The organism is Spirochaetota bacterium (assembly GCA_017999915.1).
Classification (GTDB): Bacteria; Spirochaetota; UBA4802; order UBA4802; family UBA5550; genus RBG-16-49-21.
In genome coordinates, this window is the sequence record JAGNKX010000005.1 from 167,069 (window position 1) to 191,466 (window position 24,398).

General features: G+C 57.4%; 20 protein-coding genes. 6 read left to right on the forward strand and 14 right to left on the reverse strand.

The window, feature by feature from the left end; genetic code table 11:
• Positions 1-69: 69 nt before the first annotated feature.
• From KA369_09395 to creD, 3 genes are all read left to right on the forward strand, one after another.
• A complete protein-coding gene (locus KA369_09395) occupies positions 70-729 on the forward strand; it encodes a hypothetical protein (protein ID MBP7736172.1) in 660 nt (219 codons plus the stop codon).
• A gap of 324 nt (positions 730-1,053) precedes the next feature.
• Positions 1,054-1,338 (forward strand): hypothetical protein, encoded by a 285-nt coding sequence (locus KA369_09400; GenBank protein ID MBP7736173.1) that lies wholly within the window; start codon positions 1,054-1,056, stop codon positions 1,336-1,338.
• Between the two features lie 435 nt (positions 1,339-1,773).
• Entirely contained in the window at positions 1,774-3,123 is a 1,350-nt protein-coding gene (gene creD, locus KA369_09405; GenBank protein MBP7736174.1) for a cell envelope integrity protein CreD, read from the forward strand.
• A 14-nt stretch (positions 3,124-3,137) separates the two neighbouring features.
• On the opposite strand, the gene KA369_09410 is transcribed toward creD, so the two are convergent.
• From KA369_09410 to KA369_09425, 4 genes are all read right to left on the reverse strand, one after another.
• Positions 3,138-4,292 carry a hypothetical protein gene (locus KA369_09410; protein MBP7736175.1) on the reverse strand — a complete coding sequence of 385 codons (1,155 nt, stop codon included), beginning with the start codon at positions 4,290-4,292 and terminating at the stop codon, positions 3,138-3,140.
• Between the two features lie 10 nt (positions 4,293-4,302).
• Positions 4,303-5,673: an MBOAT family protein gene (locus KA369_09415; GenBank protein MBP7736176.1), complete on the reverse strand. Its 1,371-nt coding sequence runs from the start codon at positions 5,671-5,673 to the stop codon at positions 4,303-4,305.
• A 553-nt stretch (positions 5,674-6,226) separates the two neighbouring features.
• Positions 6,227-8,350 carry a cAMP/cGMP-dependent 3',5'-cyclic-AMP/GMP phosphodiesterase gene (locus tag KA369_09420; protein MBP7736177.1) on the reverse strand — a complete coding sequence of 708 codons (2,124 nt, stop codon included), beginning with the start codon at positions 8,348-8,350 and terminating at the stop codon, positions 6,227-6,229.
• Positions 8,351-8,449: 99 nt separating this feature from the next.
• Positions 8,450-10,495 (reverse strand): thioredoxin domain-containing protein, encoded by a 2,046-nt coding sequence (locus tag KA369_09425; protein MBP7736178.1) that lies wholly within the window; start codon positions 10,493-10,495, stop codon positions 8,450-8,452.
• Between the two features lie 173 nt (positions 10,496-10,668).
• On the opposite strand from KA369_09425, the gene KA369_09430 reads away from it, so the two are divergent.
• Positions 10,669-11,064 carry a DUF2784 domain-containing protein gene (locus KA369_09430; protein ID MBP7736179.1) on the forward strand — a complete coding sequence of 132 codons (396 nt, stop codon included), beginning with the start codon at positions 10,669-10,671 and terminating at the stop codon, positions 11,062-11,064.
• 27 nt (positions 11,065-11,091) lie between these two features.
• Here the strand turns inward: KA369_09430 and KA369_09435 are convergent, their stop codons facing one another.
• The 6 genes from KA369_09435 to KA369_09460 form a co-directional block, all read right to left on the reverse strand.
• Positions 11,092-12,156, reverse strand: coding sequence for a hypothetical protein (locus KA369_09435; protein MBP7736180.1), 1,065 nt, complete (start codon positions 12,154-12,156; stop codon positions 11,092-11,094).
• Positions 12,157-12,165: 9 nt separating this feature from the next.
• Positions 12,166-13,785, reverse strand: coding sequence for an MBOAT family protein (locus KA369_09440; protein MBP7736181.1), 1,620 nt, complete (start codon positions 13,783-13,785; stop codon positions 12,166-12,168).
• 106 nt (positions 13,786-13,891) lie between these two features.
• Positions 13,892-14,341, reverse strand: a complete 450-nt coding sequence (locus tag KA369_09445; protein ID MBP7736182.1) for a hypothetical protein — start codon at positions 14,339-14,341, stop codon at positions 13,892-13,894.
• Positions 14,342-14,377: 36 nt separating this feature from the next.
• Positions 14,378-15,376, reverse strand: coding sequence for a GTP 3',8-cyclase MoaA (gene moaA / locus KA369_09450; protein ID MBP7736183.1), 999 nt, complete (start codon positions 15,374-15,376; stop codon positions 14,378-14,380).
• Between the two features lie 75 nt (positions 15,377-15,451).
• Positions 15,452-16,768, reverse strand: a complete 1,317-nt coding sequence (locus KA369_09455; protein ID MBP7736184.1) for a glycosyltransferase family 4 protein — start codon at positions 16,766-16,768, stop codon at positions 15,452-15,454.
• A gap of 252 nt (positions 16,769-17,020) precedes the next feature.
• Complete coding sequence (locus tag KA369_09460; protein MBP7736185.1) at positions 17,021-17,473, reverse strand: hypothetical protein; 453 nt, start codon at positions 17,471-17,473, stop codon at positions 17,021-17,023.
• A gap of 234 nt (positions 17,474-17,707) precedes the next feature.
• Here KA369_09460 and KA369_09465 point away from each other — a divergent pair, with 234 nt between their 5' ends.
• On the forward strand, positions 17,708-19,654 hold the full coding sequence (locus KA369_09465; protein ID MBP7736186.1) for a carboxy terminal-processing peptidase: 1,947 nt from the start codon (positions 17,708-17,710) through the stop codon (positions 19,652-19,654).
• Positions 19,655-19,703: 49 nt separating this feature from the next.
• Here the strand turns inward: KA369_09465 and KA369_09470 are convergent, their stop codons facing one another.
• Complete coding sequence (locus KA369_09470) at positions 19,704-20,756, reverse strand: 2-hydroxyacyl-CoA dehydratase (GenBank protein ID MBP7736187.1); 1,053 nt, start codon at positions 20,754-20,756, stop codon at positions 19,704-19,706.
• 248 nt (positions 20,757-21,004) lie between these two features.
• Between KA369_09470 and KA369_09475 the strand changes: the two genes are divergently transcribed.
• Entirely contained in the window at positions 21,005-22,000 is a 996-nt protein-coding gene (locus tag KA369_09475; GenBank protein MBP7736188.1) for a glycosyltransferase family 2 protein, read from the forward strand.
• A gap of 8 nt (positions 22,001-22,008) precedes the next feature.
• On the opposite strand, the gene KA369_09480 is transcribed toward KA369_09475, so the two are convergent.
• From KA369_09480 to KA369_09490, 3 genes are read right to left on the reverse strand one after another with little or no spacing between them, the layout of a single operon-like run.
• On the reverse strand, positions 22,009-22,743 hold the full coding sequence (locus tag KA369_09480) for an MCE family protein (GenBank protein MBP7736189.1): 735 nt from the start codon (positions 22,741-22,743) through the stop codon (positions 22,009-22,011).
• Between the two features lie 11 nt (positions 22,744-22,754).
• Positions 22,755-23,504, reverse strand: coding sequence for an ATP-binding cassette domain-containing protein (locus KA369_09485; GenBank protein MBP7736190.1), 750 nt, complete (start codon positions 23,502-23,504; stop codon positions 22,755-22,757).
• Between the two features lie 3 nt (positions 23,505-23,507).
• Positions 23,508-24,335, reverse strand: coding sequence for an ABC transporter permease (locus tag KA369_09490; GenBank protein ID MBP7736191.1), 828 nt, complete (start codon positions 24,333-24,335; stop codon positions 23,508-23,510).
• Between the last annotated feature and the right edge of the window lie 63 nt (positions 24,336-24,398).

The following is a 24,398-nucleotide window of genomic DNA, read 5'->3' on the forward strand; positions in this document are numbered from 1 at the left end:
TCTAATCTTCATCACGCGGTCGGCCATGGCCGCATCGCGAGAAATCCACATATCACATCGGAGAAGACCATGAACTATTTAAAAAAGATGGCGGCTTACTGCCTCCTCCTGCTGGCGCCGTGCGCCGTTTTTGCTGACCAGACATCGGACATGATGGGGGAGTACATGAAAATGGGGGAGAACACCGCCAAGAACTTCCCCAAAGAGCTGGAGGCCCTGATGCCGAAAGGCGTGCCTGTTAAATCGAAGACCTTTGTTTACGCTGAGACCCAGAACATGTTCCTCTGCCTGGGCATCCAGGGGGAGAAAAACGACCAGCGCAAATTCCACCACGCCCTGGAGCTGCAGGTCGGCGTCCTGGCTTACAATCCCCGGACCGCCTCCTACATGGCATCCACCTGGCCCACCATGGCCCAGCAGGCGAAGCAGTACGGGAAGATGGACGGTCTCAAGAGCCACGCCAACTACGTTTACGAACCGGTTACCAAGACGACCATCAACGGCGCCGACGTGTACATCCAGAAGTGCACGGCGAAGGATGTCGAGATCGACGATTTCAAAAAGGTCGACTATGTGTATTATATCGCGGAGGCATCCCTTTACAAGAACAACACGGTGCTGACGATACGGATCGTCAACATGCCGGATAAGATCGAAAATGTGACCAACGCCATTAAGGAGATAACGGCATTTTTTCTTGCCGTGAAATGGGATAAGTATATGAAATAGTTAGCGATGAGGCTATCATTTCATTATTAAAAATTCTCCAGGTATCCGTCACAGGGATTTGAAATTTCTGCTTCTTCATTTTTAAGTGCCGCAGCGCCTTTTGGTAACACAACAAATCAAGAGTTTGTTATATGACAACACAAGCTCTTGTTTTGTACAATAATTTGCAAAATTTTAACGCCAAAGCTGACATCAGTACGGTTAGAAAGACAATAAACTTGATTTTAACAAATTAAGACCTTATAATTCAAGTATATAAAGATTAATATTTACACGCTACAAGTCTATAATCAGTATTTCAAAAATTGTTCGAGGAGGATAATTATGGAATCTTGGTTACCATGGGTCATCCAGTTGATCAGCGGAGCGGCAGGCGGTCTCGGCGCCGGCAAGGTATTAAAGAATCAATCTCTCGGCACAATTGGCGATGCGATTTCAGGCGTTGTCGGCGGAGGAATTGGCGGGGTGATCATCAATGTGCTTGCCGGCATCTCGAACAGCGGCGGTCTTAGCGCCGCCAATATTGGCACGGATGTTGCAAGCGGAGGCGTGGGCGGGGCCGTAGTGATGGTTATTGTAGGCCTCATTAAAAAAGCCATGGGAAAATAACGCACCGGTCCCCGGAATTATTCGGAGAAAGCCTCATCCTCGCGTCGTCGGGCTCGAGGCCCGGCGTCGCGAGGATGCCACAGGTGTTCCCGACAGGGATGTCGCAATGCCGGCTTCGCCACGGATGGCGAAAAGAAGCCGGCGCGCTTCCGGAGCGAAAGGAGAAAAACACTTAAAGCCCTCGCCTTAAAACAATAAACATACTCAAGCTTTCAAAAACAGATCAGCATAGAATAATAAAAGACATTAAAAAAGTAAGCCCCCGCCGGCGATTGAGGCGGCACGCGGGGGAATTGATAGGGGGGCCTTCGTGCAAAGCCCCCCTATCTCCATGCCGACCCGCTCCGGGTCAAAAAAATCTGACTTCACAGAAACTTCATAATCCCTTCACCATCCCCCTCCATGTTTGTAGAAACACTTCACTGGAGGAAACACATGGTTCTCAAAAATCTATCAGATTCACTGATCTTCAAGATCGCCTTTACCGGCATAATCTCCCTCGCCCTGCTGATCCCCCTCGCCATGGTGGGCAGCCTGGTGGCGGAGCGCGAGTCCCGCCGCGCCGAGGCGGTCGCGGAGGTGAGCGGCAAATGGGGCAACGAGCAGACGATCATAGGGCCGGTGCTCACGATCCCCTACCGCCAGTACTACAAGGATGAAAAGAACGTCACGAGGATGAACATCGAAAATGCCTATTTCCTGCCGGACGCCCTGGCCATAGACGGCGATATCCTGCCGGAAAAACGCGCCCGGGGCCTCTACGAGGTGGTCCTCTACAGGATAGAGGGGCTTTCGATCCTGGGACGGTTCAGCGTTCCGGATTTCTCCAGGCTGCGCATCCCGGAGAAGGATATTCTCTGGGAAGAGGCCTGCGTCACCGTGGGGATCCCGGACACACGGGGCATACAGCGGCGCGTGTCCCTCACCTGGAACAAACAGGAGGTGCCGTTCCTGCCGGGAGTGCGGGGCAGCGGCATCTTCAAGTCAGGGATCCACGCCTTCGTCAGGGACATCAGGTCGGGGGCCCGCGCCTTCGACTTCGCCATGAAGCTCTCGATCCAGGGAAGCTCGTCGCTCTCCTTCGCGCCCCTGGGACAGGAAACCACGGTGCGCCTCCGGTCGTCCTGGCCCCATCCGAGCTTTACCGGCTCATACCTTCCCTCCGCGCGGAAGATAACGGCCAGGGGTTTCGAGGCGGGATGGAAAGTGTCCTACTTCGGCAGGAACTTTCCCCAGGAGCTGACGGACGCATCCAAGATAAACCCGGCAGAATCGGCCTTCGGCGTCCTCCTGTACCAGCCCGTCGACTTCTACCAGAAATGCGTGCGCGCGGTCAAGTACGGATTCCTCTTCATCTTCCTCACGTTCCTCTGCTTCTTCCTGTTCGAGGTGTTCATGGGCCTGAAAATCCACCCGCTGCAGTACCTGATGGTGGGGTTCGCCCTCTGCCTGTTCTATCTCCTCTTCCTCTCCATGTCCGAATACATGAACTTCGTCGTGTCATACCTGATCGCCGGCGCCGGCGTAATCGCGTTGATCACCGGCTACAGCGTCAAGGTGCTTAAAACCAGGAAGCGCGGCGGCATCATGGCCGGACTCCTGGCCGGGCTCTACTCCTATCTCTTCATTTTATTGCAGAACGAGGACTACACCCTCCTGCTCGGATCGGTGGCGCTCTTCGTGATCCTCGGGGCCGTGATGTACATCACCAGGAACATAGACTGGTACCGGGTGAGCTTGAACGGAAAGGCGCAGTCGGTAGAGGCGGGTTCGGGAAAGGCTTGATCGACGACCAAGGACTACGGCAGGTTCACCGGCGCCACGTAGGCGGGGGCTTTCAGCAGGAAATGCTCGGCGATCTCGAAGATCACCAGGTCGGGCTTTTCGATCTCAACCACGGCCGCGTCAAAGCGGCCGTAGCTCTGAAAGCAGACCATACGGCCCAGGTGCTCCGCGACGAAGGGCTTGAGGAAATTATAGAAGGAATCGTGAAAGACCAGGGCCTTCGGGCCCTGCCCTCCGGCCGTTTTAAAGGCCTCGGTGAAGCGGCTGAAGGGGGACGGGTACGCCATCGGCGTTATCTTGCATTTCCACCCGGTCTTCGGGGTCAGGAGATAGACCTTCTCGGTATACCGCTCCTTCAGGCCGAGCATGTTCGCCAGGTCGCCGCCGGTGAAATCATGTATTTCCACCTTGTAATCATCCAGCGGACGCGGCTCTTTCCAGGCGAGGGACCCGGAGAGCTTGTTGATGATGGCTCGATAGGCGTAATAGGCGCCATACCCGTTCCAGTGCACGTCGTGCTTCAGGAACATGGGGTGATCCTTTTTCTCGGCGATCAGATCCGGTCCGAGATCGATCGCCTCGATATCGGTCCTCTCTTTCAGGTACCGCATCATCTGGTCGAGGCGCGTCCCCTCCTGCACCGGCCGGAGGTAGGCGGGGACATATTCGGGATACACCCTCGGCTTCATGGGAACGAAGGCCACCAACAGGCGACACCCCTTCCGGTCAAGATACTTCTTTACATCGGCCAGGGGCTTCACCCACTGTGCCATCTCCTTCTCGGAAGAGTAAAGCGACAGCGACCGGTAGTAGTCGAGGGAATTGTTCCCCTCGTCGTCCTTGATGAGATAGAGCCAGCCCTCCCTGCCCACGAGGACCTTGGAGAACTGGTCGACCTTGAGGACGTTCAGCTTGAAGAGGCTGTTCCACCGGATGAGCACGTTGCGGAAGCCGAAATTATCCACGTAGTATTTCATGAACTTGCTCTGGAAATTGATGATGGACTTCCGGTCCAACTTCAATTCCGGCAGCTTCGTCATGGCGCGCTGCTCCGAGCTCTCCCCGGGCGCAATGCCGAAGATGCTCCCGATATTGGGGAGCCAGATGGCCAGGAGGAAGAGGCCTATCAGGATGCCGTTTGCCGCCGATTTCATTCTACTGTCCTTCATGGGCCGCGCCTCAGAACTGCCTGTACAGGAACGGAGTGTAGGTATCGCTCGCCAGGGCCATCGCCGAAAGGAGGAGCACCCCTCCGTAGAAAATGATCTGCACCGCCAGGTAGGCGATCGCCGCGGCGCTGTATGCGCTCCCTTCCCGGGTATCGACCAGGCCTTCGATCTTACCCTTCAGAAAGGGCAGCAGGGGCACCGAGCCTATCAGGGCGAGGGCAATGGCGATCACCGTGTCGGAATTGCTGATGAACTGGATAATGTCATAGCGGGCGACATCGGGCCTGACGATGCCGTACATGGTCCCGATGTACGTGCCCGCGGCCGCAAGGTCGCTGACCCGGAAGAAGACCATGGTGGTGACGTGGAACAGGAGCAGGTAGAGATGACCCAGGGGCCTCCAGACCCGCTCGGTCGCCTTGTCCGTGGCCTTTTCAAAAGCGGAGAAGATGCCATGGCACATGCCCCAGACCACGAAGGACCAGGCCGCCCCGTGCCAGAGGCCCGAAATAAAGAAGATGATAATAACGTTAAAATAGGCCCGCCCCACGGGCACCCGGTTCCCGCCGAGGGGAATGTAGAGATATTCCCTGAACCAGGCGGTAAGCGTAATATGATTTCGCTGCCAGAATTGCCGCACCGACCGCGCTATCAACGGGTAATTGAAGTTCTCCATGAAGTTGAAGCCGAACATCTTGCCCAGGCCGATGGCGATGTCGTTGTAGGCGATAAGGTCGAAGAGGATCTGGAGCACGTACAGGGCCGCGCCGAGCCAGGCCACGCCGGCCGAGAGGTTCTGGGCCGGAACGGCGAATATCTTGTCGACGGGACCGCCGAGGACGTTGGCGATAAGGGCCTTTTTGCCGAGGCCCATGATCACCCGCCGCACCCCTTCGGCGAAATCGGCGCTGCTGACGCGGCGCTCCGCCAGCTGCGGCGCCATGTGGTGGTATGTCTCGATGGGACCCTGGAGCACCTTGGGGAACAGCGATATGAAAAGGCCTATCTTCACAGGGTCCTTTTCGGCCTCGACCTTCCGGCGGTACACGTCGATGCAGTAGGTCAGGATCTGGAAGGTGTAAAACGACAGGCCCACCGGCATCTTGAGGCGGGGCACCGGAAAGGGCGCCGCGCCGAACAGGGCGATGATCGAGTTGAAATTGCTCACGAAAAAGCCCGTGTACTTGAAAAACACCAGGGGGAGTATGTTGCACACCAGCGATATGATCAGGATCATCCTGCGCCGCTCGTTGGCGCGGGCGATGAGGATCCCGAAATAGTAGTTCATCACCATGAAAATGACGAGGAGCACCGTGTATATCTTCTCGTCCCAGAAATAGAACACCAGGCTCGCGATGAGAAGATACACGTTCCTCGCCATCGGCCTGTTCCTCAGGAAAAAGAAGAAGACCAGGGTGATGGGTAGAAAGAAAAATAGAAATGTGACCGAGCTGAAAACCATATGCTATGTTATCGAGTGAACCTGACTAGTTTCTTCGCTGCCGCGCCATGAACCGGTATCCGCACCGGGCCACGACACCATCCGGACGGAGAGATATCAATCAAAAAACTGTGCAATGCTAATCACCTTCCCGCACAAGTCAAGAAAAATATCGGACATCGTCCAATTGTCGGAATAATTGTATTTTAGTATGGGGGTCGTGGCTATACAGGCGAGGCCGCTCTCGGGCATCCTTGCCCTTCGCGGCATTCCTGCCATCCTGGCAGAAAATGCGACCAGGATATTGGAAGATGTCGCCGATTCCGCCGAGTCAACAGGAGGTTATACGAGGCGGACGAGCCGGATAGCCCGACCCCCATATAAATCTTTCATCGCCATCTCAAAGATTATTATTGATATGGATTGAGTCCCGATCCCATTACCATCAATAAACCAATATCAGGAATTGAAATAGTTTGCGGGAGGGAGACCCCTAGAAGTCGTAGACAAGCTTCATCAGCAGGCCCGGGTTGTTGTTGATGAATTTCTTGATTTCGTCGCTCTTCATTGCATAGACCGCCACCGGCTCACGGTTTGAAAAGGTATAGTCGGACGGCTCTCCCAGGTGAAGCCTCTGGATGGAGCCGATGAGATCGCCCCGCTTCAGCAGGGCCACGCGCTTCCCTTCCTTCGTGACCTCCACTTCGCCGCTCCTCAGGATGTAGACATGCTGCATCGGCTCCCCTTCCCGGATGATGTCGCCCGGCTCCTGTATCTCCATCAGACTGAAGAGCGACTCGAGCCAGGTCTTCTGGGAAGAGGTGCAGTAGCGGAAGATATCGCTGGTGGAGAGGAGGTTCCACGTCTCGCTGTTCCGGATGCGGGCCAGGCGCTGGAGGGTCTTCTCGAATTCAGTCCCGACGATGAAGTTCTGGAACTTCTCCCTGCTGATGGTGTACACGACCAGGTCCGTTTCCGCGATGACGTCGGCGGCCCGTGTCTGCTCGGTGACCAGGGCCACCTCGCCGAAATAGTCGTAGGTGCCGTAGATCTTCTTCTGCTCGAGGCCGCCGCTGTCCACGGAGATGTTGCCGGAATAGATGATGAAGAACTTGTCGCCTGCCGTTCCTTTCTTGATGACGATGTCTCCCTTCCGGTAGCGCTCCTCCTCGACGATATCGAGGAACTCCTGGGCCTTTGACAGGGGAAGGGCCTCGAAGAAATCCAGGTTCTTTAATATCCCCATGATCTGGTACGCCGTCTCGAAGCGGGGATGGGACGTCTTGAAGTAGAGGGTGTTCTCTATGCCGAACTTCGCCAGGGTCAGGTTGGTTTTGGCCGGGAAATCCTTCTTGGCGATATGGTACACCACGATCTTCTTCCTGATCTTTTTCGGCAGCGAGTTCAGGTACGTTATGGGCGTATGGAGCGGGGCTATGCCCGATTCGTGGTAAATGACCTTGGAATCCCAGGGGAAATTGACGAGCTCGTCATAGCGCTCCCTGGTTATAAGTCCGTTGCCGAGGAGCTCCTGGTGGATCTTCGGGTCATTGTTGTGGTCAGATGAATACACGAAGGTCTGGTCCTGAAACTCCATCTTGAAGCCCATGGCGGGTATCGAATGGAGCGTGTAGAACATGTCGAACCTGCCGCCGTGGATGAAGGTCGGCTTCCCGACCCTGACCGGGTGGAAATCGAAGAGCCTCATCAGGTACGATATGGGCATGTCGCTCAGGGCGGAATACTTCCTCAAAAAGCTCATCATCACCGTTTCGGTGGTGTAGATGGTCACCCGCTGTTCCTGGAGGATCTTCTGGAAGGTCCCGGCGTCATGGTCCGCGTGGCAGTGGGTGAGGATGATGCTGTCGGTCAGCTTCGGATTGACGTTGGAGTCCACAAGCCATTCCGTAGAGTTCACCGGCGGGTCCACCATGATGCCGCTGTGGTTCAGCCAGATGATGAACCCGGACGTGTTCTCCTCCGGGTCAAAGCCGTGGCTCGGCCCCAGGCAGGTGACGCCGAAGAGGGGCGGCTTGTACGGCTCCGGGAGGCGCTTGCCGATGAGGTACTTCGGCTTGTACTCGACCCGCGACGGCACCGCTGCGATGACGTCGTCCCCCTGGCTGACGCGGAAACCGCCCTCCTCCATGATCTCGATGGTGACCCCCTGCAGGGTGAACCTGTCGTTCTTGAAGAAACCGAAGGAGAGGAGATCTGAGAACTTCAGGCCCCTCCTGAAATAATCCATCTCCATCTTGATGTCCGGCACGGTGCGTCCGTCGGAAAGGTCAAAGTCCCCGGTTATATCGAACTCCCTGGGGCCGAACAGGGATTCCTGGAGAACCTCTTTCATCTGCTCAAACTGCTTCTCGCGGCAGATGATGGTGGTCCGTCTCTTCTTCAAAAAAAAGTTATAATAGATGGGGAACTCGATCTCGGCGATGCTGATACCCTTCAGCCAGTTGAAGAGCTCGTCGGTGAGGACGAAGATCTGCGGCACGCCCTTGGGCATGGCCATGGTGTCCTTGATCGTCTCCGGCGGGGACCCGAACTGGATATACCCGGCAGGCGTATCCACCAGGTATCCACCCCGGGGGAGAACCGTAACGTTCTTCATGGGTTGTTGATCTGTCATAATTGTTTGCCGATGATGCGATACGAGCCGGATGGCTGCCGGCTCGTTCAAATAATGTTCTGATAATTCACCGCAAATAAATCAAGTACTTTTTATCCCGAGGAGACGCAGCAGCTCCCCGGCATCGCGGGCCGGCGGATGGCACCGGTTTCCGCGGCACACATAGGCAGCCGGGCCGCCGTCGGAGGACCCCATTGAAGCGGTAAAGGGTGCGATTCCCCTGATAACGCGGCCCTTCTCACCCCCGGGCCTGACAAGGACGGAGCAGTGAGGCAGGTAGTGACGCCGCAGGGACCGGACCATTTCCCGAAGGCCCGCGTCATCCTCATCGCCGGCCAGGACCACCTCGCAGGACTCGCCCGCCCCATACTGGAGGGCCGCCAGGAGCATCCCGTGACCGTGGGGATATTTCCCCGGCCCCTCCCCGGCGCCGTCGATGATCCTCCGGGCCGACGCCTCCCAGGAGGGGTCGCCGGTGATCCGCGACAGGCGGACGAGGTCATAGAAGGCGACGGAGTTTCCCGACGGATAGGCCCCGTCGTGGTATTCGACGGTCCCGGCGATGAGCCGCTCGCCGTCCAGCGGCGCGAAGGTCAGGCCCCCTTCCCCGCCGTCGAAGAGCCTCAGCATCGAAGCGGCGAGGCGGAGGGCCAGCTCCAGGCGCCCGGGATCGAATCCCGCCTGGTAGAGCTCGATGAGGCCCCATATGAAGAAAGCGTAATCATCGAGATAAGCGGGCACCGACGCTTCCCCGCCGCGGTACCGGTGCAGGAGCCTGTCGCCGTTTACGAGCATTCTTGACTCTATGAAGGAAGCGGCGCCGGCGGCCATACCAAGGTACCGGTCGTCATCCAGGGCACTCGCGCCGACTGCCAGCGCCGCGATCATAAGGCCGTTCCAGTCGGTAAGGACCTTGTCGTCGCGGAAAGGCCTCCGGCGCAGCTCCCGCGCGGCAAAGAGCTTATCGCGGAGGGAAGCGAGACGCTCGGCTTCTGCCGGCCATGACTTGAAGAGCAAAATGTTCTCCCCCGTGCTCCTGCCGGTCGCCTCTTCGGCGAAATTTCCTTCTTCAGTGGCCCCGTAGGCTCTCATGGCATACCCGGTGTCGGCCGCGCCCAGGATTTCCCCGATCTCCCCGGCGGTCCAGAGATAAAAGGCGCCTTCGCGCCCCTCGCTGTCCGCGTCCTCCGCGGAATAGAAGCACCCCTCCGGCGCCGACAGGTCGCGGGACACGTATTCGAATATCTCCCGCGCAGTCGAGGCGAAGAGCGGATCGCCGGAAGCCTGGTAGGCTTCGGCATAGGCCATGGCGAGCATGGCCTGGTCGTAGAGCATCTTCTCGAAATGGGGCACCATCCAAATTTCATCGGTAGAATAACGGTGAAATCCATACCCTATCTGGTCGTAGATGCCGCCCATGCGCATGCGCCGCAGCGTCTCCATCGCCATTGTTCCGGCCTTTTCGTCGCCGGCAAGCTTCCAGCGCCGCAGGAGGAAGAGCAGATTGTGGGCGGAGGGAAATTTCGGCACGCTCCCGAACCCGCCGTGGGCGTCATCATACAGCGAAGCGAACACCGACGACGCCCGGCCGAGAAACGCCCCGTCAATGGCCGCTGCGGGACGGGACGGCGCCGGTCCTCCCAGTGCCCTGGCCACGGCGTCGGCCGAGGAGTCGATGTCGCCGCGCCGCTCCCGCCAGAGGTCCCTCACCCGGCCGAGAGTCTCGACCAGACCCTGCCTGCCGTAGATGCTCCGGCGGGGCAGATAGGTGGCGGCGTAAAAGGGCTTCCCCTCCGGGGTCATGAAAATGGTGAGGGGCCAGCCGCCTGTCCCGGTCATCATCTGGCACGCGGTCATGTAGACCCTGTCCACATCGGGCCGCTCCTCCCGGTCGACCTTTATCGATACGAAGGAATCGTTCAGCAGGGCCGCCACGTCTTCGCTCTCGAAGGACTCCCTTTCCATCACGTGGCACCAGTGGCAGGTGGAATACCCGATCGAGAGGAATATGGGCCTGTCCCCGGACCGCGCGCGGCCAAAGGCCTCCTCGCCCCAGGGATACCAGTCAACGGGATTGCCGGCATGCTGGAGAAGGTAGGGACTCTTCTCTCCTGCGAGGCGATTCATAGAATTCCTCCATGGCGCAGTAACATATTCCTGTTACCGGATAAATTATAATAATATAATCATGATTATTCGGATAATCAATGGAATATTTAAGATTTTTAGATATTTCTTAATAATCTGGCAGAATCAGGGAAATCATTTGACAGGGGGGATCTCAGGCAATCCAATATGCCATGCTTGATCTTCTCGACCGCTTCTTCCTCGTCTTCCACGCGCTCTTCACCCTCTTCAACATGACCGGGTGGATATGGGAAAAGACGAGGAGAATTCACCTTATTACCGTCACCGTCACGGCTTTTTCATGGTTTGTCATCGGCATCTGGTACGGGTGGGGGTTCTGCTTCTGCACGGACTGGCACTGGAAGGTGCGGTCCGCCCTGGGAAGGCCCATAACCTCCGACTCCTACATACACTTTCTCATTCTCGAAATAACGGGGATCAACCTTCCCGCGCACCTGGTGGATAACGCCACAATGGCCGTATTCATCGCCTGTTGCGTCATGACCGTCGCGCTGAACCTGAGGGACTTCCTGTTGTGTAGGAAAAAAAAGAAGGGTATCGCAGGCTGACGCACCCGCTCACCGGGCCCAACCCGGTCAGTCCCATATCGCCTTGAGGCACTTGGCGCAGTTCGGATTGAGCGCCTTTTTCCGCGCCTGGTACTCCGGAACAGTCTCCTTCACGTAAGCCGCCGCCTGCGCCTTCGTCACCAGCCTGCCGAATTCAGCCGGCGCATCCCCCGGCGCGTTGAGCATTTTGGCGGCCATCATTTTACCGACGGACTTGCGGTAATGGGTGAAATCGACGAAATTGAACATGTTCTCGGTGACGGCCGTGGGCCGGGTAAAATCCCAGAAGTCGGTGACGTCGGCGAACCGCTCGCGGACCCTGTTGAGGAAGGCGATATCGTCGCAGAGATAGTTCATGGCGTATTCCGGGTTGATAAAAAAGACCGTCTCGATGTTGTTGGCCCGGCAGAACTCGATGATTTGCCTGATCTCGTTCAGGGTCTTTTCAAGGCGGTCGCTGCAGACCGTAAAGATGGGAGCGCTGAAGCGTTCCCGGTGCTTCGCCGGGTCCTTGTCCATGTTCCTCTCTTTTCGCACGAAGGTATATTCGCCGGTGCCGAAAATATCATAGACGATATCCTTGTTGTCGAACCTCAGCTCAAAAAAATTGCTGCTGTCGATGGGAAGAAAGAGATAGGCCAGGTATTGCTTCATCCGCGCCCAGGGATCGTCCAGGTACATGATGCCGCGGTGAAACTGCTTGGGCGTCGCGCCTTCAAAGGAATAATAGTCGAGGCCGATAATGACTTTCTTGACGGACACCCCGTGCTTCTTGAGCATGGCCAGGATCTGGATATAGTCCGTCGGGACGCCCGCCATCAGGGTCATGTTGTAATAGCGCCTGCCGGAGACCCTGTTCATATAGTCGATCGGGACCTGGCTCACCCGGGATGATCCGAGGAGCAGCGCGTCGTACTTGCCCGGATTGTTCAGCAGGTGCCGGGTCTTCACCCAGCGCTCGTTAGGCAGTATGCGCATCGACTGCACGTCGTGCCTCAGGACAAAATACGGATCATAGATGAAATTATACAGCACCAGCGGCAGCAGCGACAGCGCCGAAATGAGGATTATTTTTCCGATCAATCGTTTCAAAGAGACACCCTAAAACTTGAAGTATATGAACTGCTTGGCCCCGCGGACCCCTATCAGCAGTATGCTCGAGCATAGCAGGGCGTACAGCAGCCACCGCATCCACGCCGGTCTCGGACGGATCAGGTCCCGTATGCTACCGCGGTATTCCTGGACATACTGGATCGCCATGTATATCGCGACGAGGATGAACATCATCCATGTCTTGAAGGGATCGTACGTGAGCGGCTCCGTATTGATCGTCCTGGCAAAGCAGTGGGTGATCATGTACACGCCGTCCTTCACGGTCCTGACGCCGAAGAATATGCCGCTGTAGGCGAAGAGGTGGAACACCACGAGCATCATCCAGAACTTCTTGAGCCCGCCGGTCCAGCGTCCGTAAAGCTCTTCGCTTTTTATTCGAACGATACCGAAGGCGAAGGCTGCCGCTCCGCAGGCGCCGACGGCGATCTTCCCGCCGGTCCCCATCCTGATCCCAGCCTTCCCTAAAAAGAAGGCCGCCGCGACAAGGGCGACGGCAAGCGCAAAATGCGCGGCCGCCGGCATCCCGCCGATTCCCCTGAAGATGTTCTCCCTGGTCCAGTCCCGGAGCCTCTGGGTCATGCGGCTAATGATGATGAAGAGGCCGTTAAGGGAGCCCCAGAGAACGAAGGTCCACTGCGCCCCGTGCCAGAGACCGGAAAGGGCGAAGATTATCATCAGGTTGAGATACTGCCGCCACCTGGCAACCCGGTTCCCCCCGAGAGGGATATAGAGGTAGTCCCTGAACCAGGAGATGAGGGATATGTGCCACCGTCTCCACATGTCGTTGAGGGACAACGCCAGGAAGGGCCTGCGAAAATTGGGCGTCAGCTTGTATCCCAGGATCTGGGCCGCGCCGATGGCCATGTCGGTGTATCCCGAGAAATCGCACAGCACCTGGAACGGGTACAGGTAGATGGCCACCAGAATCGGAAGGCCGGAAAAGGCCTCGGGATTGGCCTGTACCTGGGAAATGTACTCGCCCAACCGGTCCGCGATGACAAGCTTCTGAAAATAGCCCCACGCCATGAGCTTGAGGCCGTCCGTGACCCGGTCGTAATCGTACTCCATCTCCTTGTAGAGCTGCGGCAGGAGCGTGGTGGACCGCTCGATGGGCCCGCAAAGGAGCACGGGGAAGAAGCTGACATAGAGGGCGAAGATGCCGAAATGCCGCTCCGGCTTCCTCGTGCCCCGATAGATATCGATGGTGTAGCTCAACGCCTGGAAAGTATAGAAGGAGATGCCGATGCCCATGAGTATATTAAAGGAAGGCACCGTGTAGGAGGCGCCGAAGAGGGTAAAAAGGTCCTTCAGGCTGTCATTGACAAAATTGAAGTATTTGACCGATGCCAGGATCGACAGGTTGATGATTACGCTCAGGGCAACAAGGAGCTTTTTCACTCCCTGCGACCTCCCTTCCATCAGGAGCGCCGTGGCGTAGACGACCACGGTGGTGGTCATGATGAGGATCCCGTATTTCAGGTCCCAGTACATGTAATAGAAATAGCTCGCGCCGAGCATGAAGATCCAGCGGAACCTGTGGGGAAGGAGAAAAAAAACGAGAACGACGACCGACAGGAAAACGAAAAATTGATATGTATTAAAAAGCATTATGCTCCGCGTGCGTCATTATGATAAAGTATGGCCCGTCTTCGAAAGTATCAACCAGAGGTTTTTTCAGGCAAAATGTCAAGTAAATTGTTTTTTTGGCCGGCGATTAAAAACCGATCTTTTCTTTTTTCATGTCAGGGACCGGGATGTTCTTAATGCCGCGGTACGGTCCGGCCGGCAGTGAGCCGCCCCAGGGGCGCTCAGCCACGGTGAGGCGATGGAGCTGCTCGTTATACCGGACGATGACCTCCTGGCCCCTTCCCCTGTTGACCGTGACAAAGCCCGACAGGGTGCCGCCGGTCATTTCCGGGTTGATCTCCGCTGCGCTCAGAATCCTTCTCACCTTTCCATAGAACACGCCGACCCGGTGCCTGTGCTGCAGGCTCCCGTTGACGATCAGGGTCGCTTCGGTCCAGGGCTCACCGTCCCGGTCCACGGCGGCGAACTCCCAGGTCACGAACAGCCCCTCCTGCGGCTCTTCCCGGACCGTTGTGGCGCAACCGGCCATCAACACTGCGGCAGCGGCGATACAGATCGCAATCCTATTTTTTGTCATGGCGCGCCTCGTACATGGTGATATTTGATAATGCGGTCAACCGCCGATTTTCGACATGAACCCGGACCTTACCAGGGCGGAGCATCCGCCATCTTCGGAAACGCAGTCAAGACTGTGCCCCTTCCCCTTCATCGAAACGGCCTTCAGTATTTCCTGCCTGATAGTCTCATCGTCAGCCCCTTCCGTGAGAAGCCGCTTCAAATTATAATTGGCATCCGAATGGAGGCACGTTTTGAGGAATCCGTCCGAGGTGATCCTGAGGCGGTTGCAGGAGGAGCAGAACTTATGGGTCATGGGCGGTATCACGCCGATCCGCATGGGATATTTCCCCCGGTATTTGAAGTCATACATGACGGCGACATTGGTGTCAAAGGCGGAATTGCGGACCAGGTCCCCCCGTAAGCTCAACTCCTTGACAAAGACGTCCGAGGAAAGAAATGAACCGCCGCCGTCGCCGGTGACGAAGGGCATCTTTTCAATGAAGCGAAGGGCCACGTCCCGTTCCCGGAAAAAATCGAGAAACCGGTCCAGCTCCGGGATCGTCTCCCCGAAGAGCACGGCGTTGATCTTGATATCGAAAAAGCCGAAGGCCAGGGCGCGGTCTATGGCGGCGGTGACATCGTCGAGCTTGTCCCTCATCGTAATGGCCAGGTACCGCTCCCGCGAGAGCGTGTCGAGGCTGATGTTCAGCTTTTTCAGGGAAAGGCGGCGCAGGTCGTCGATATAATCGCCGAGAAGGATGCCGTTCGTGGTGAGGCAGAGCTCCAGATCCGGGAAGAGCGAACGGGTCTGTGAAACGATATCAATGAACCCTTTCCGCACAAGGGGCTCGCCGCCGGTAAAACGCACCTTCACCACGCCCATGGAAGCGAATATGCCGATGAGACGGATGAACTCCTCGTTTCTCAGGATCTTTTCATGGGGCAGCAGCTCCACTCCTTCGGGGGGCATGCAGTAGCGGCATCGCAGGTTGCATTTGTCGGTTATGGAAACGCGCAGGTAATCGTGCTTGCGCAGATAGGCATCGGTAAGCATAGTGGAAGGGTCAAGGAACGATTATTGTTGTCAATAAAAAAATAATTCCGCCCATGACAGGGGCTTGCCGGGGCATCAAAACCGCTCCGGGATCCTCATGGCGTCGCAATAGAGAGGGATTATCCGCTCGTCGAAATCCAGCTTCGTTATGGCGTACTCCCGGGCGATCCTGCCGCCGCGCTTCAAGAAATCGCGGTTATTGTAGAGCCAGAGAACCTTTTCCGCGATGAGCCTCACGTCATCTTCGCCGTTGGGGATCTTGATCGCGAATTCATCCGGAAAGGCACGGTACTGCTCGAAATCCGACACGAGTATGACCTTCCCCTTTTCTATGAAGCTGATCGTGGGACCCGAATGCTCCCCCAGGTTTTCCGACCTCAGGTTGACCCCCACATCGGCGATGGAGAGGTAGTCGAGCCAGTCCTCGTTCGAGAGCCACCCGGTTATCCTCACACGGCTCTCAAGGCCGAACTTCTCTATGAGCGACTCGATATAATGCTCTCCCAGGACGCTCTGGCCGGCCAGCACGTACAGGAGATCGGGCGTTTCCGCCTTCAGGCGCGCCACCGCCTCTATGACCCGGTCGATCTTTTTGATCGAGTTGATCAGGCCTGCGGACACCAGGACAAAGGCGCTCTTCCCTATCTTCATGCGGCGGCGGATCGCGGCCTTCTCGGATTCCGACGGCAGCTTCCGGATATCGATCCCGTGGGTGATGATCCTGGTTTTCCGCGCCGGGAGCCTGAAATGATTCCGCATGAAGTCATCATGGACGATGACCATGGCGGCCTTTCGCACCATCATCGACTTCCGGTAGAGGTGCCTGTCAAGGAAGGCGTTCTTTTCACGGAACGGCCGGATTAACTTGTACCAGAGAAAAAAACGGAGCTCCGGGTAGACGGCGACGGTTGTGATGAACCGGAGGAGCCGCAGCTTTTTCAGATGGCCCGCCAGATCCTTGATGATCTTCGCGTATATGCCGCTCGTGTTGACGTCATGGAACTCCACGATGCCCCCGCAGGCATGGATGTACGGAAGCATGTAGGAGTGAAATTCATAATTGTTCCCGACCTCATAGAGCACCGCGTGATAGAGGTCCCTGTTCTCATGGAAAAGCCGGTGATTGAGAAGCCTGACGGCATCGGACACGATCTCATCGGGCGCATATCCGTCATCGATGTATACGTCGATGGCCACGCCAGGACGCTTCTTTACCAGCCCCTGGATGATTTTGAGCGAATACCAGGCCACTCCCGACTTGAGTGGTTCCATGGGGGAAAAAAGGGCGATCCGTATCGACCCGGCGCGGTCCCTGCCGGCGGCAGCGGATCGATGTGAGGATTCTTTTATTTTCTTCGGCATGGTTACCAGACGATTGTCATTATCCGGCATTGATGCGCCGGCGGGCATTTCAGTAAAGAATTCATTATCGTGCTTGGTGTCAATATCTTTTTACCTTAAGCTTTCTCATAAGTCAAGGCCACAAGCCATCCCGGCGAGTAGGCGACACGGATGTCGCCGTTTCCGCCGAGTCAACATGGTGCGCTGGCCAGGAGGGCCGAGTGCAGAGCCGCGACAGGAGGTCGCATTTGGCTCTGCTTATACGAGGCGGACGAGCGGGATGGCTTGCGGCCGCTTACCGAGTCATTCCCTGTGGCCGGCGAAGGTCCGGTAATTGGCCCTGAAGACGCCGTTGCGCGGGTCGAGGCGGTACGCCTCCATGTACATCCTGAACGCCTCGTTCCTGTTGCCGGTCAATTCGCAGATGATCCCCAGGTTGTTGTACGCGGCGGGGTCACGGCCGTCCTCGGACAGCGCCTCCCGGAAAAGAATATCCGCCTCGCCATAGCGGCCCTCCAGGGCGCTATCGACGGCCCTGTTGTTGATGACCGCCGCCGGGGACAGGGATATCCTTCGGGCAAAGACCCTTTCGACGGCAACGCGGTACCGGAACGTCCGCTTCCCCGCGGCGCTTTCGTCCGCTCCGCCGGAGCCGTGCAGGCCGTACCTGCGCTCCGACGGTATTGAATGGTAACGGTAGCACGAATCCATGAACAGGGTCGACATCACGGCAAGGATCAGCATACAACGCGCCACGGCACCCCTCCTCTCACGCTCCGGAAAACTCCTTTACCATCAGACACACCCGGAACCGGGCGATGTCAATACAAAAAAGGCGGGCCCTCCGGGGACCGTACGCGGCGAAGGAACCATCGCCCCGCCGAATCCTCATTATCCTGTAACCATTGCAAATAATAATTGACTAATTACTTTAATTGCTTTTTCTTGTGATTCTATAAGATCAGATCTTTCACTCCGGAGATACAACCAATGTCGAAAAAGTACCTTGTCCTGATCGCGACCTTCGCGATCGTCCTTTCCTGCTTCAAAAATTCCGAGGGGCTCAAAAAAAACGACGTTCCCAACCTGGTGAACCAGTTCCTCGCCATGCATGTGCAGTACCATTCCCTGAACGACGACCTGTCGGAGCGGATCCTGGAAAACCTGATAACGTCCCTGGATTACGGCAAGTATTACTTCTACAAGAAGGACATCGAAGGTTTCAACAAGTACCGCCACAAGATAGACGACAACATCCGGAACAACCAGTTCGACTTCCTGGATGACATCTATTCGGTGTACAAGAAGCGCTTCATGGAAAGCAACAAGCTCATCAACGACCTCATCACGAGCAAGTTCGATTTCACTGTGGACGAAAAGATCACGGTGGACCGCGACAAGGTGGAGTACGCGGAAACCCGGAAGGAAATGCGGGACCGCTGGCGCAAGAACGTCAAGCTCCAGCTCCTCAACTACCTCTCGTCGGGACAGAGCCTGGAGGAAGCCAAGAAGAAGCTCGCCAAGAAATACAACCTGCTCAACAAGCGCGTGGACGAGATCGACGAGGAAAAGCTCCTTGACCGTTTCATGAACGCCTTTTCGATGGCCCTTGACCCGCACTCCAACTACCTCAGCCAGGAGGAAAACGAGGACTTCAGCATATCCATGAAGCTGAAACTTGAAGGGATCGGCGTTCGCCTCAAATCTGAGGACGGCTTCGTCATCGTCGAGTCGATCATAGCCGGCGGGGCGGCCGACAAGCTGCCGGAAAAGCTGAAGCTGAAGCCGGGCGACAAGATCATAGCCGTGGCCCAGGCCGACGGTGAAGCGGTCGACGTCGTCGACATGGACCTCCGGGACGTGGTGAAAAAGATCCGCGGCACCAAGGGAACCGAGGTGCGCCTGACCATACTGCGCAAATCCGGCGAGGACAACAAGCCCCTCCGCATGATGATACCCATCGTCCGAGAGGAGATCAGCCTGAAGGACAGCGCCGCGGAATCGCAGATCCTTCTTCTCAACAACGACAAGAACCGCAGGGTGGGATACATCAAGCTCCCTTCCTTCTATTACGACAAGGAGCGGGGAAAAAGCTCCTCCGGCGACATGCGTGACATTCTAATGAAGCTGAAGGCGGAAAAGGTGAAGGGAATCATCCTCGATCTGCGGGGCAATCCCGGCGGCCTCCTGAACGAGGCCATCGACATCGCGGGGTTCTTCATCGCCGGCGGCCCGGTCCTCCAGATCGTCGACGGCAGGAACCGGCCCCACGTGGTCAACGACAACGACGAAAGCATCCTGTACGACGGGCCGATGGTGGTGCTCATCGACAAGTTCAGCGCCAGCGCGTCGGAGATCCTCGCCGGCGCCATCAGGGACTATAACCGCGGGCTCATCGTGGGCCCCGACAGCACCTTCGGCAAGGGGACCGTGCAGTCGTACAACGAGCTCCCCTTCAAGAAGGGAGCCATCAAGATCACCATATCGATCTTCTATCAGCCGGACGGCCTGTCGAACCAGCTCACCGGCATCGCGCCGGACATCCGGGTTCCGGACCTCTCCTCGATATGGGACATCGGCGAAAACAAGAACCGCTATCCCCTGAAGTGGAAAAAGATCCCCGCGGCCGAGCACAAGAAATTCGGCCTGGTGACCCAGGGCGTGGTATCCCAGCTGAGCGGCAAATCGACGGCGCGGATCAACGAGAACGAGAAGTACCGCAAGCTCATAGACAAGATCAGGAAATACAAGGAGCAGGTCAACAGCAAGACCATCAGCCTGAAGGAGGAGTCGACCCTCGAGAAGCAGAAGCAGAAAGAGCTGGAGAAGACCTTCAACAAGGATAGCGGCAAAAAGCTGATCGACCTGGAGAACGACCTCTTCCTCGGCGAGGCCTTCAAGATAACCGGGGATTACATCGACATGGTTGGAAAATAATAAATCATGAAGGCGGGGTCACGTGACCCCGCCTTCATGATTTATACCCTCACGTCCTCCCGACATACTCCCGCACCTTTTCAGCCGCGTCCGACGATGTCACCACCAGGGGATCGACGCCGTAGCGCATAAGGCGCACGCGCAGCGCCTCGATGTCCCTCATACGGGAGGGGCAGCAGAGGTCCCTTATGAAGATGACCGTCTCGATGCCCTGGCCCTTCATCATCGAGTAAAACAGCGCGTTCCGCTCCTCCACGGTTCGCACCGATGGACAGCGGGGACGGTACGAGAAGGCGTCAAGGATCTCGCGGTACAGCTCAGCCGATTCGTAATTATAGGACATGTCGTACTGCCGCCTGCCGCCGCAGGCGTCATCCTCGACGAGAAGCAACCCCGCCTCCTCGATCCGGTCAAGGACCCCGTCGCCGCATCCAAAGGCGGCATAGACCAGGGCCGGCACCATGGCCCCGGCCCCGGGGCTCTCAGCGCGGTTCAGCCCGTCCAGGACCGCGGCGAGATACTCCGCCGTGACGGACGGGGGAAACACCATGACAGCGTCAAGGACGGACCCCAGGTCGCGGCAGGAGAGCAGATCCGGCTTTTCGCGGCGTGCCGACAGTATGCCCCGCACCATCCTCCGCACAGCGTTATAGCCCGCGGTGACCGCGGCGAGATTCCCGGGATCGATCGCTGAAAGGGCCGGCGCTCCCGCAGCCTCAAGGAGCTTCTCCAGGGAAGACTCCATGATGCGGCACGATTCCTCTCCCCAGCCGGGGGGGCAGGGGAACTCGTGGACCCGGATGCCCGCCTCGGGGAGATGGTCCCTGCCGGCGCAGCCGCGCGGCGCCACCAGGATATCGTACAATCCCCCGAGGGCCCCGATCTCCGCCGCTCCGGCCGCCGTGCAGTGCCCGGTCACCGGGGAGGGTATCCGGAGGGGGACCAGCCCCAGGGACGCGGTTATCTCCGGGGGAAACATGTCGCAGGTGACGCCGGCGACGCGGGCGCCGCTCTCCTCGCGGAACCTGCCGATCACCATGGCAGGCTGATAGAGCATTTCCCTCAGGGGGTCGACGAGATGTGAAAGCTTCGATTCCAGCATAGCTTCAGCCTTATCATCACGCCCTTCGACCGAGCCCAGAACAAGCCTGCCGAACTGTCGAGGCACGGTTGCCGAGCATAGTCGAGGCATAATTTAAAAAAATGTTTGTATTTATGCAGATACCTCATTATTGTTGCTTTTTGCAAGAAGAAAACAGGCGCGCTGAAATATGCGCTCCCGCATCCCCGGCCCGCGCTGCCGGGGCCGGTCAGCGGCGCCGACAATCAACCATGACGTGGAGCTTTATTATGCCAACTGCAAGATCAGCCCAGAAGAAAAAATCGACGGCAACCTATCTGTCCATCGTGCTGCCGGTCTACAACGAGCAGGACAACATCCGTCTCCAGTACGAGGAGATCATCAAGGCCCTGAAGCCGCTCAACGTCTCCTATGAAGTCATTTTCATCGATGACGGCAGCGCCGATTCTTCCCCGGAGATACTCCGCGACATCGCGAAAAACGACCGGAACATCAAGGTCGTCCTGTTCCGCCGCAATTTCGGCCAGACGGCGGCCATGTCGGCCGGCATCGATTACGCCTCGGGCGAGATCATCGTGTTCATGGATTCCGACCTCCAGAACGACCCGAAAGACATCGGCATGCTCTTCAGGAAGATCGAGGAGGGATACGACGTGGTAAGCGGCTGGCGGAAGAACAGGCAGGACAAGTTCCTGTCGCGGAAGCTCCCGTCGCGCATCGCCAACTGGCTCATCGCCAGGGTCACCGGCGTCAAGCTCCACGACCTGGGCTGCTCCCTCAAGGCGTACCGCAGCGACCTGCTGAAGCAGGTCAACCTCTACGGCGAGATGCACCGCTTCATACCGGTGCACGCGTCCTGGATCGGCGCGAAGATCACGGAAGTCCCCGTCATGCACCACGCGAGGAAGTACGGCAAATCGAAGTACGGCATCAAGCGCACCTTCAAGGTGATCCTGGACCTCATAACCGTCACCTTCATGGGCAAGTACTCGACCAAGCCGATCTACGTCTTCGGCGGCACGGGGTTCATCATGTTCGTCCTGAGCCTCCTCAGCGGGGCGGTGACCATCCTGATGAAGATCTTCCTCTACCAGCCCATGAACAGGAACCCGCTCCTGATCCTCACGGTCATGCTCCTGCTCCTCTCCGTGCTGTTCATCCAGATCGGGATCCTCGCGGAGATCCTCATACGGATATACCACGAGTCCCAGAACAAGCAGCCCTACAACATCCTTGAGACGCACAACATCGTGAAGAAAAAATAACCCGGCGCCTACTGCTCCTTCTTGCCGCCGAAGAGGAATTTCATCGGGTTCCGCTTGATCTCGTTGGCCACCTCGTCCAGGGTCCGTGCGGTCTGGCGGATGCTGCCGATGATGTCGATGATGTCCTTCTGCGAGTTCTGCAGAATGTTGTTCAGGTTCGCGATGGTGCCGGCCAGGCTGCTGACGAGCTTGCGGATGTCGCCGCGGCTCTCCTGCGACACCTCGCGGTACAGGGTCACGATGCCGGTCACCTCGGTCAGGAGAGTGTTGACCTTGGCCATGATGTCCTCGATGCTGCCCGACTCGATCCCCTCGATGACATCCCCCTCGAGCAGGAAGGCCCCTTTCTTCTCCGGGTTACGCAGCTCCACCACGGGGTCGCCGATGACGTTCTGGTTTGTGATGATGGCGGCGCAGTCCTCGTACAGCTCAATGTCCTTCTTGATGCGCAGGGTCGCGATGAAATGGAGGGCCGGCTTGAACAGGGGCTTCACGTCGACGACACGGCCCAGCTGGTAGCCCTTGATCTGGACGGGCGTGCCCTTCTTGAGGGACGTGATGCTGTTCACCTTCACGTATACGTCCATGGTGGACGTCGACAGTGAATAGCCGAGCTTTATCAGGATGAAGAGCACGATGACGATCGCCGGTATGAGCACGAAGAGGCCCACCCGGTACTCGATCCGCCCGAGGCCCTGCCTCACCCTCGTGTATGCTTCCTTTCCCTTCAATTGTAGTTTCATACGCCCTCGCCTTAACGGATCTCCATGGGCCCTTCCATAGAGACGTCCCGGTACTGTACCAGATAGGGGTTATCCGATTCGAGGAATTCCCGGCGCGTCCCTGAGAAGACCATTCTTCCTTTATATAACATGCGGAATGTATCGGCAAAATCAAGAAATTTTTGCGGTTCATAGGTGACGAACACCACCGACTTTTCCGGGCTTGACACGCGATTTTTTAAAACGCCGAGGAAGGAGCGGATATTGAGGGGCGACAGGCCCGTGAAGGCGTGTTCGATGATCAGCAGCGAGGGATCATGGGCCACCGCCCTCCCGTAGGCGGTGCGGAAAATCTCCGACGCGGTGAGCGCCACCGGACGCGTCCCCCTGGCGTCGAGTATGTTCAGTTCCCTCATGAGGCGCTCGGTGATCCCCGAAATCTCCTCCGGGGAATAATCCGAGTAGTAATCGAGGCGCATGGCTATGTTCTGCTCCACGGTCATGTTCGAGATGAGGCCATAATCGCCGTGAACATAGCCGATCTCGTTCTTGTAGCGCAGCTTCCCAAGGTAGTCGATGCCCTGTATCGTCGCGCCCCGGTACCGGATGTCGCCGCGGTAGATCTCCTCGATGTTCAGCATCAACTGCGTCAGCGTCCGCAGCCCCGACCGCTCCACGCCGAAAAAGACGATGTTCTCCCCCGCCCCTATCGAGAAGGAGAGGTCCTCCACGGGATCGGCGGCGTCGCAGGTGACATTGATGAATTCCAGCAGGGGCTCCATCGCCTACTCCATCCACGTGAAATAGAAAACCACCGAGATGGCCGCATTCAGCAGGACGACGCAGAAAAGGGTGCGGCTCACGGCGCGGGACACGAAGATCGGGATCTCGAACTTGGACCGCGGCATCAGCCCGTAGTAGCAGCTGATCAGGGGAATGAGCAGGCCGAAGGCGAGGCTCTTGAGAATGGTGGCCACCAGGTCCTTCAGGGAAAAGGAGAGGACCAGGTTCTGGATGAACGTGTCCAGGGGGATGAATATCGTCGTGAGCGATATGATGTAGCCCCCCATGAACGCGACGATGTCAAAAAAGATGATGAGGGAAAAGATCGACAGTATGGACGCCGCGATCCGCGGTATGACGATGTAGAGGCGCGGGTCTATGCCCGAAATTTCCAGGGAAAGGATCTCCCTGCTCCACTGTTGCGTCGCGATCTCGGTGGCGATGGCCGTCCCCGACCGGCTTATCACGATGAGGGCCGTCACCAGGGGGCCCAGCTCGCGGGCGATGATGATGACCAGGAGGTTGCCGAAGTAGCCGTCGATGCCGTACTTCGGCAGGTTGGTCATGCCCTGGATGATGACCACGCCGCCCAGGAGCATGGCAATGACGATGATAAAGGGGAGCGCGTCGATGCCGGTGTACCTGGTCTGGTTCAGGATGATGCTGTTGAGCGCGCGAACGCGGATGAACCTGAGGGACTTGAAGGACTGGAAAATGGAATACACGTAGGCCCCGAAATCATGGACCCCGTCCCAGAAGCGCAGGACCCGCGCGCCCGTGGCGATCACCAGGGAGTGTTCCCGGATCGAGCTGTTCTGTTCGTCGGCCATTATCGCACCGCTCCCGTTAATTTTTTCCGGCAGGGACATAGTATGGACGGGGACGATATTTTA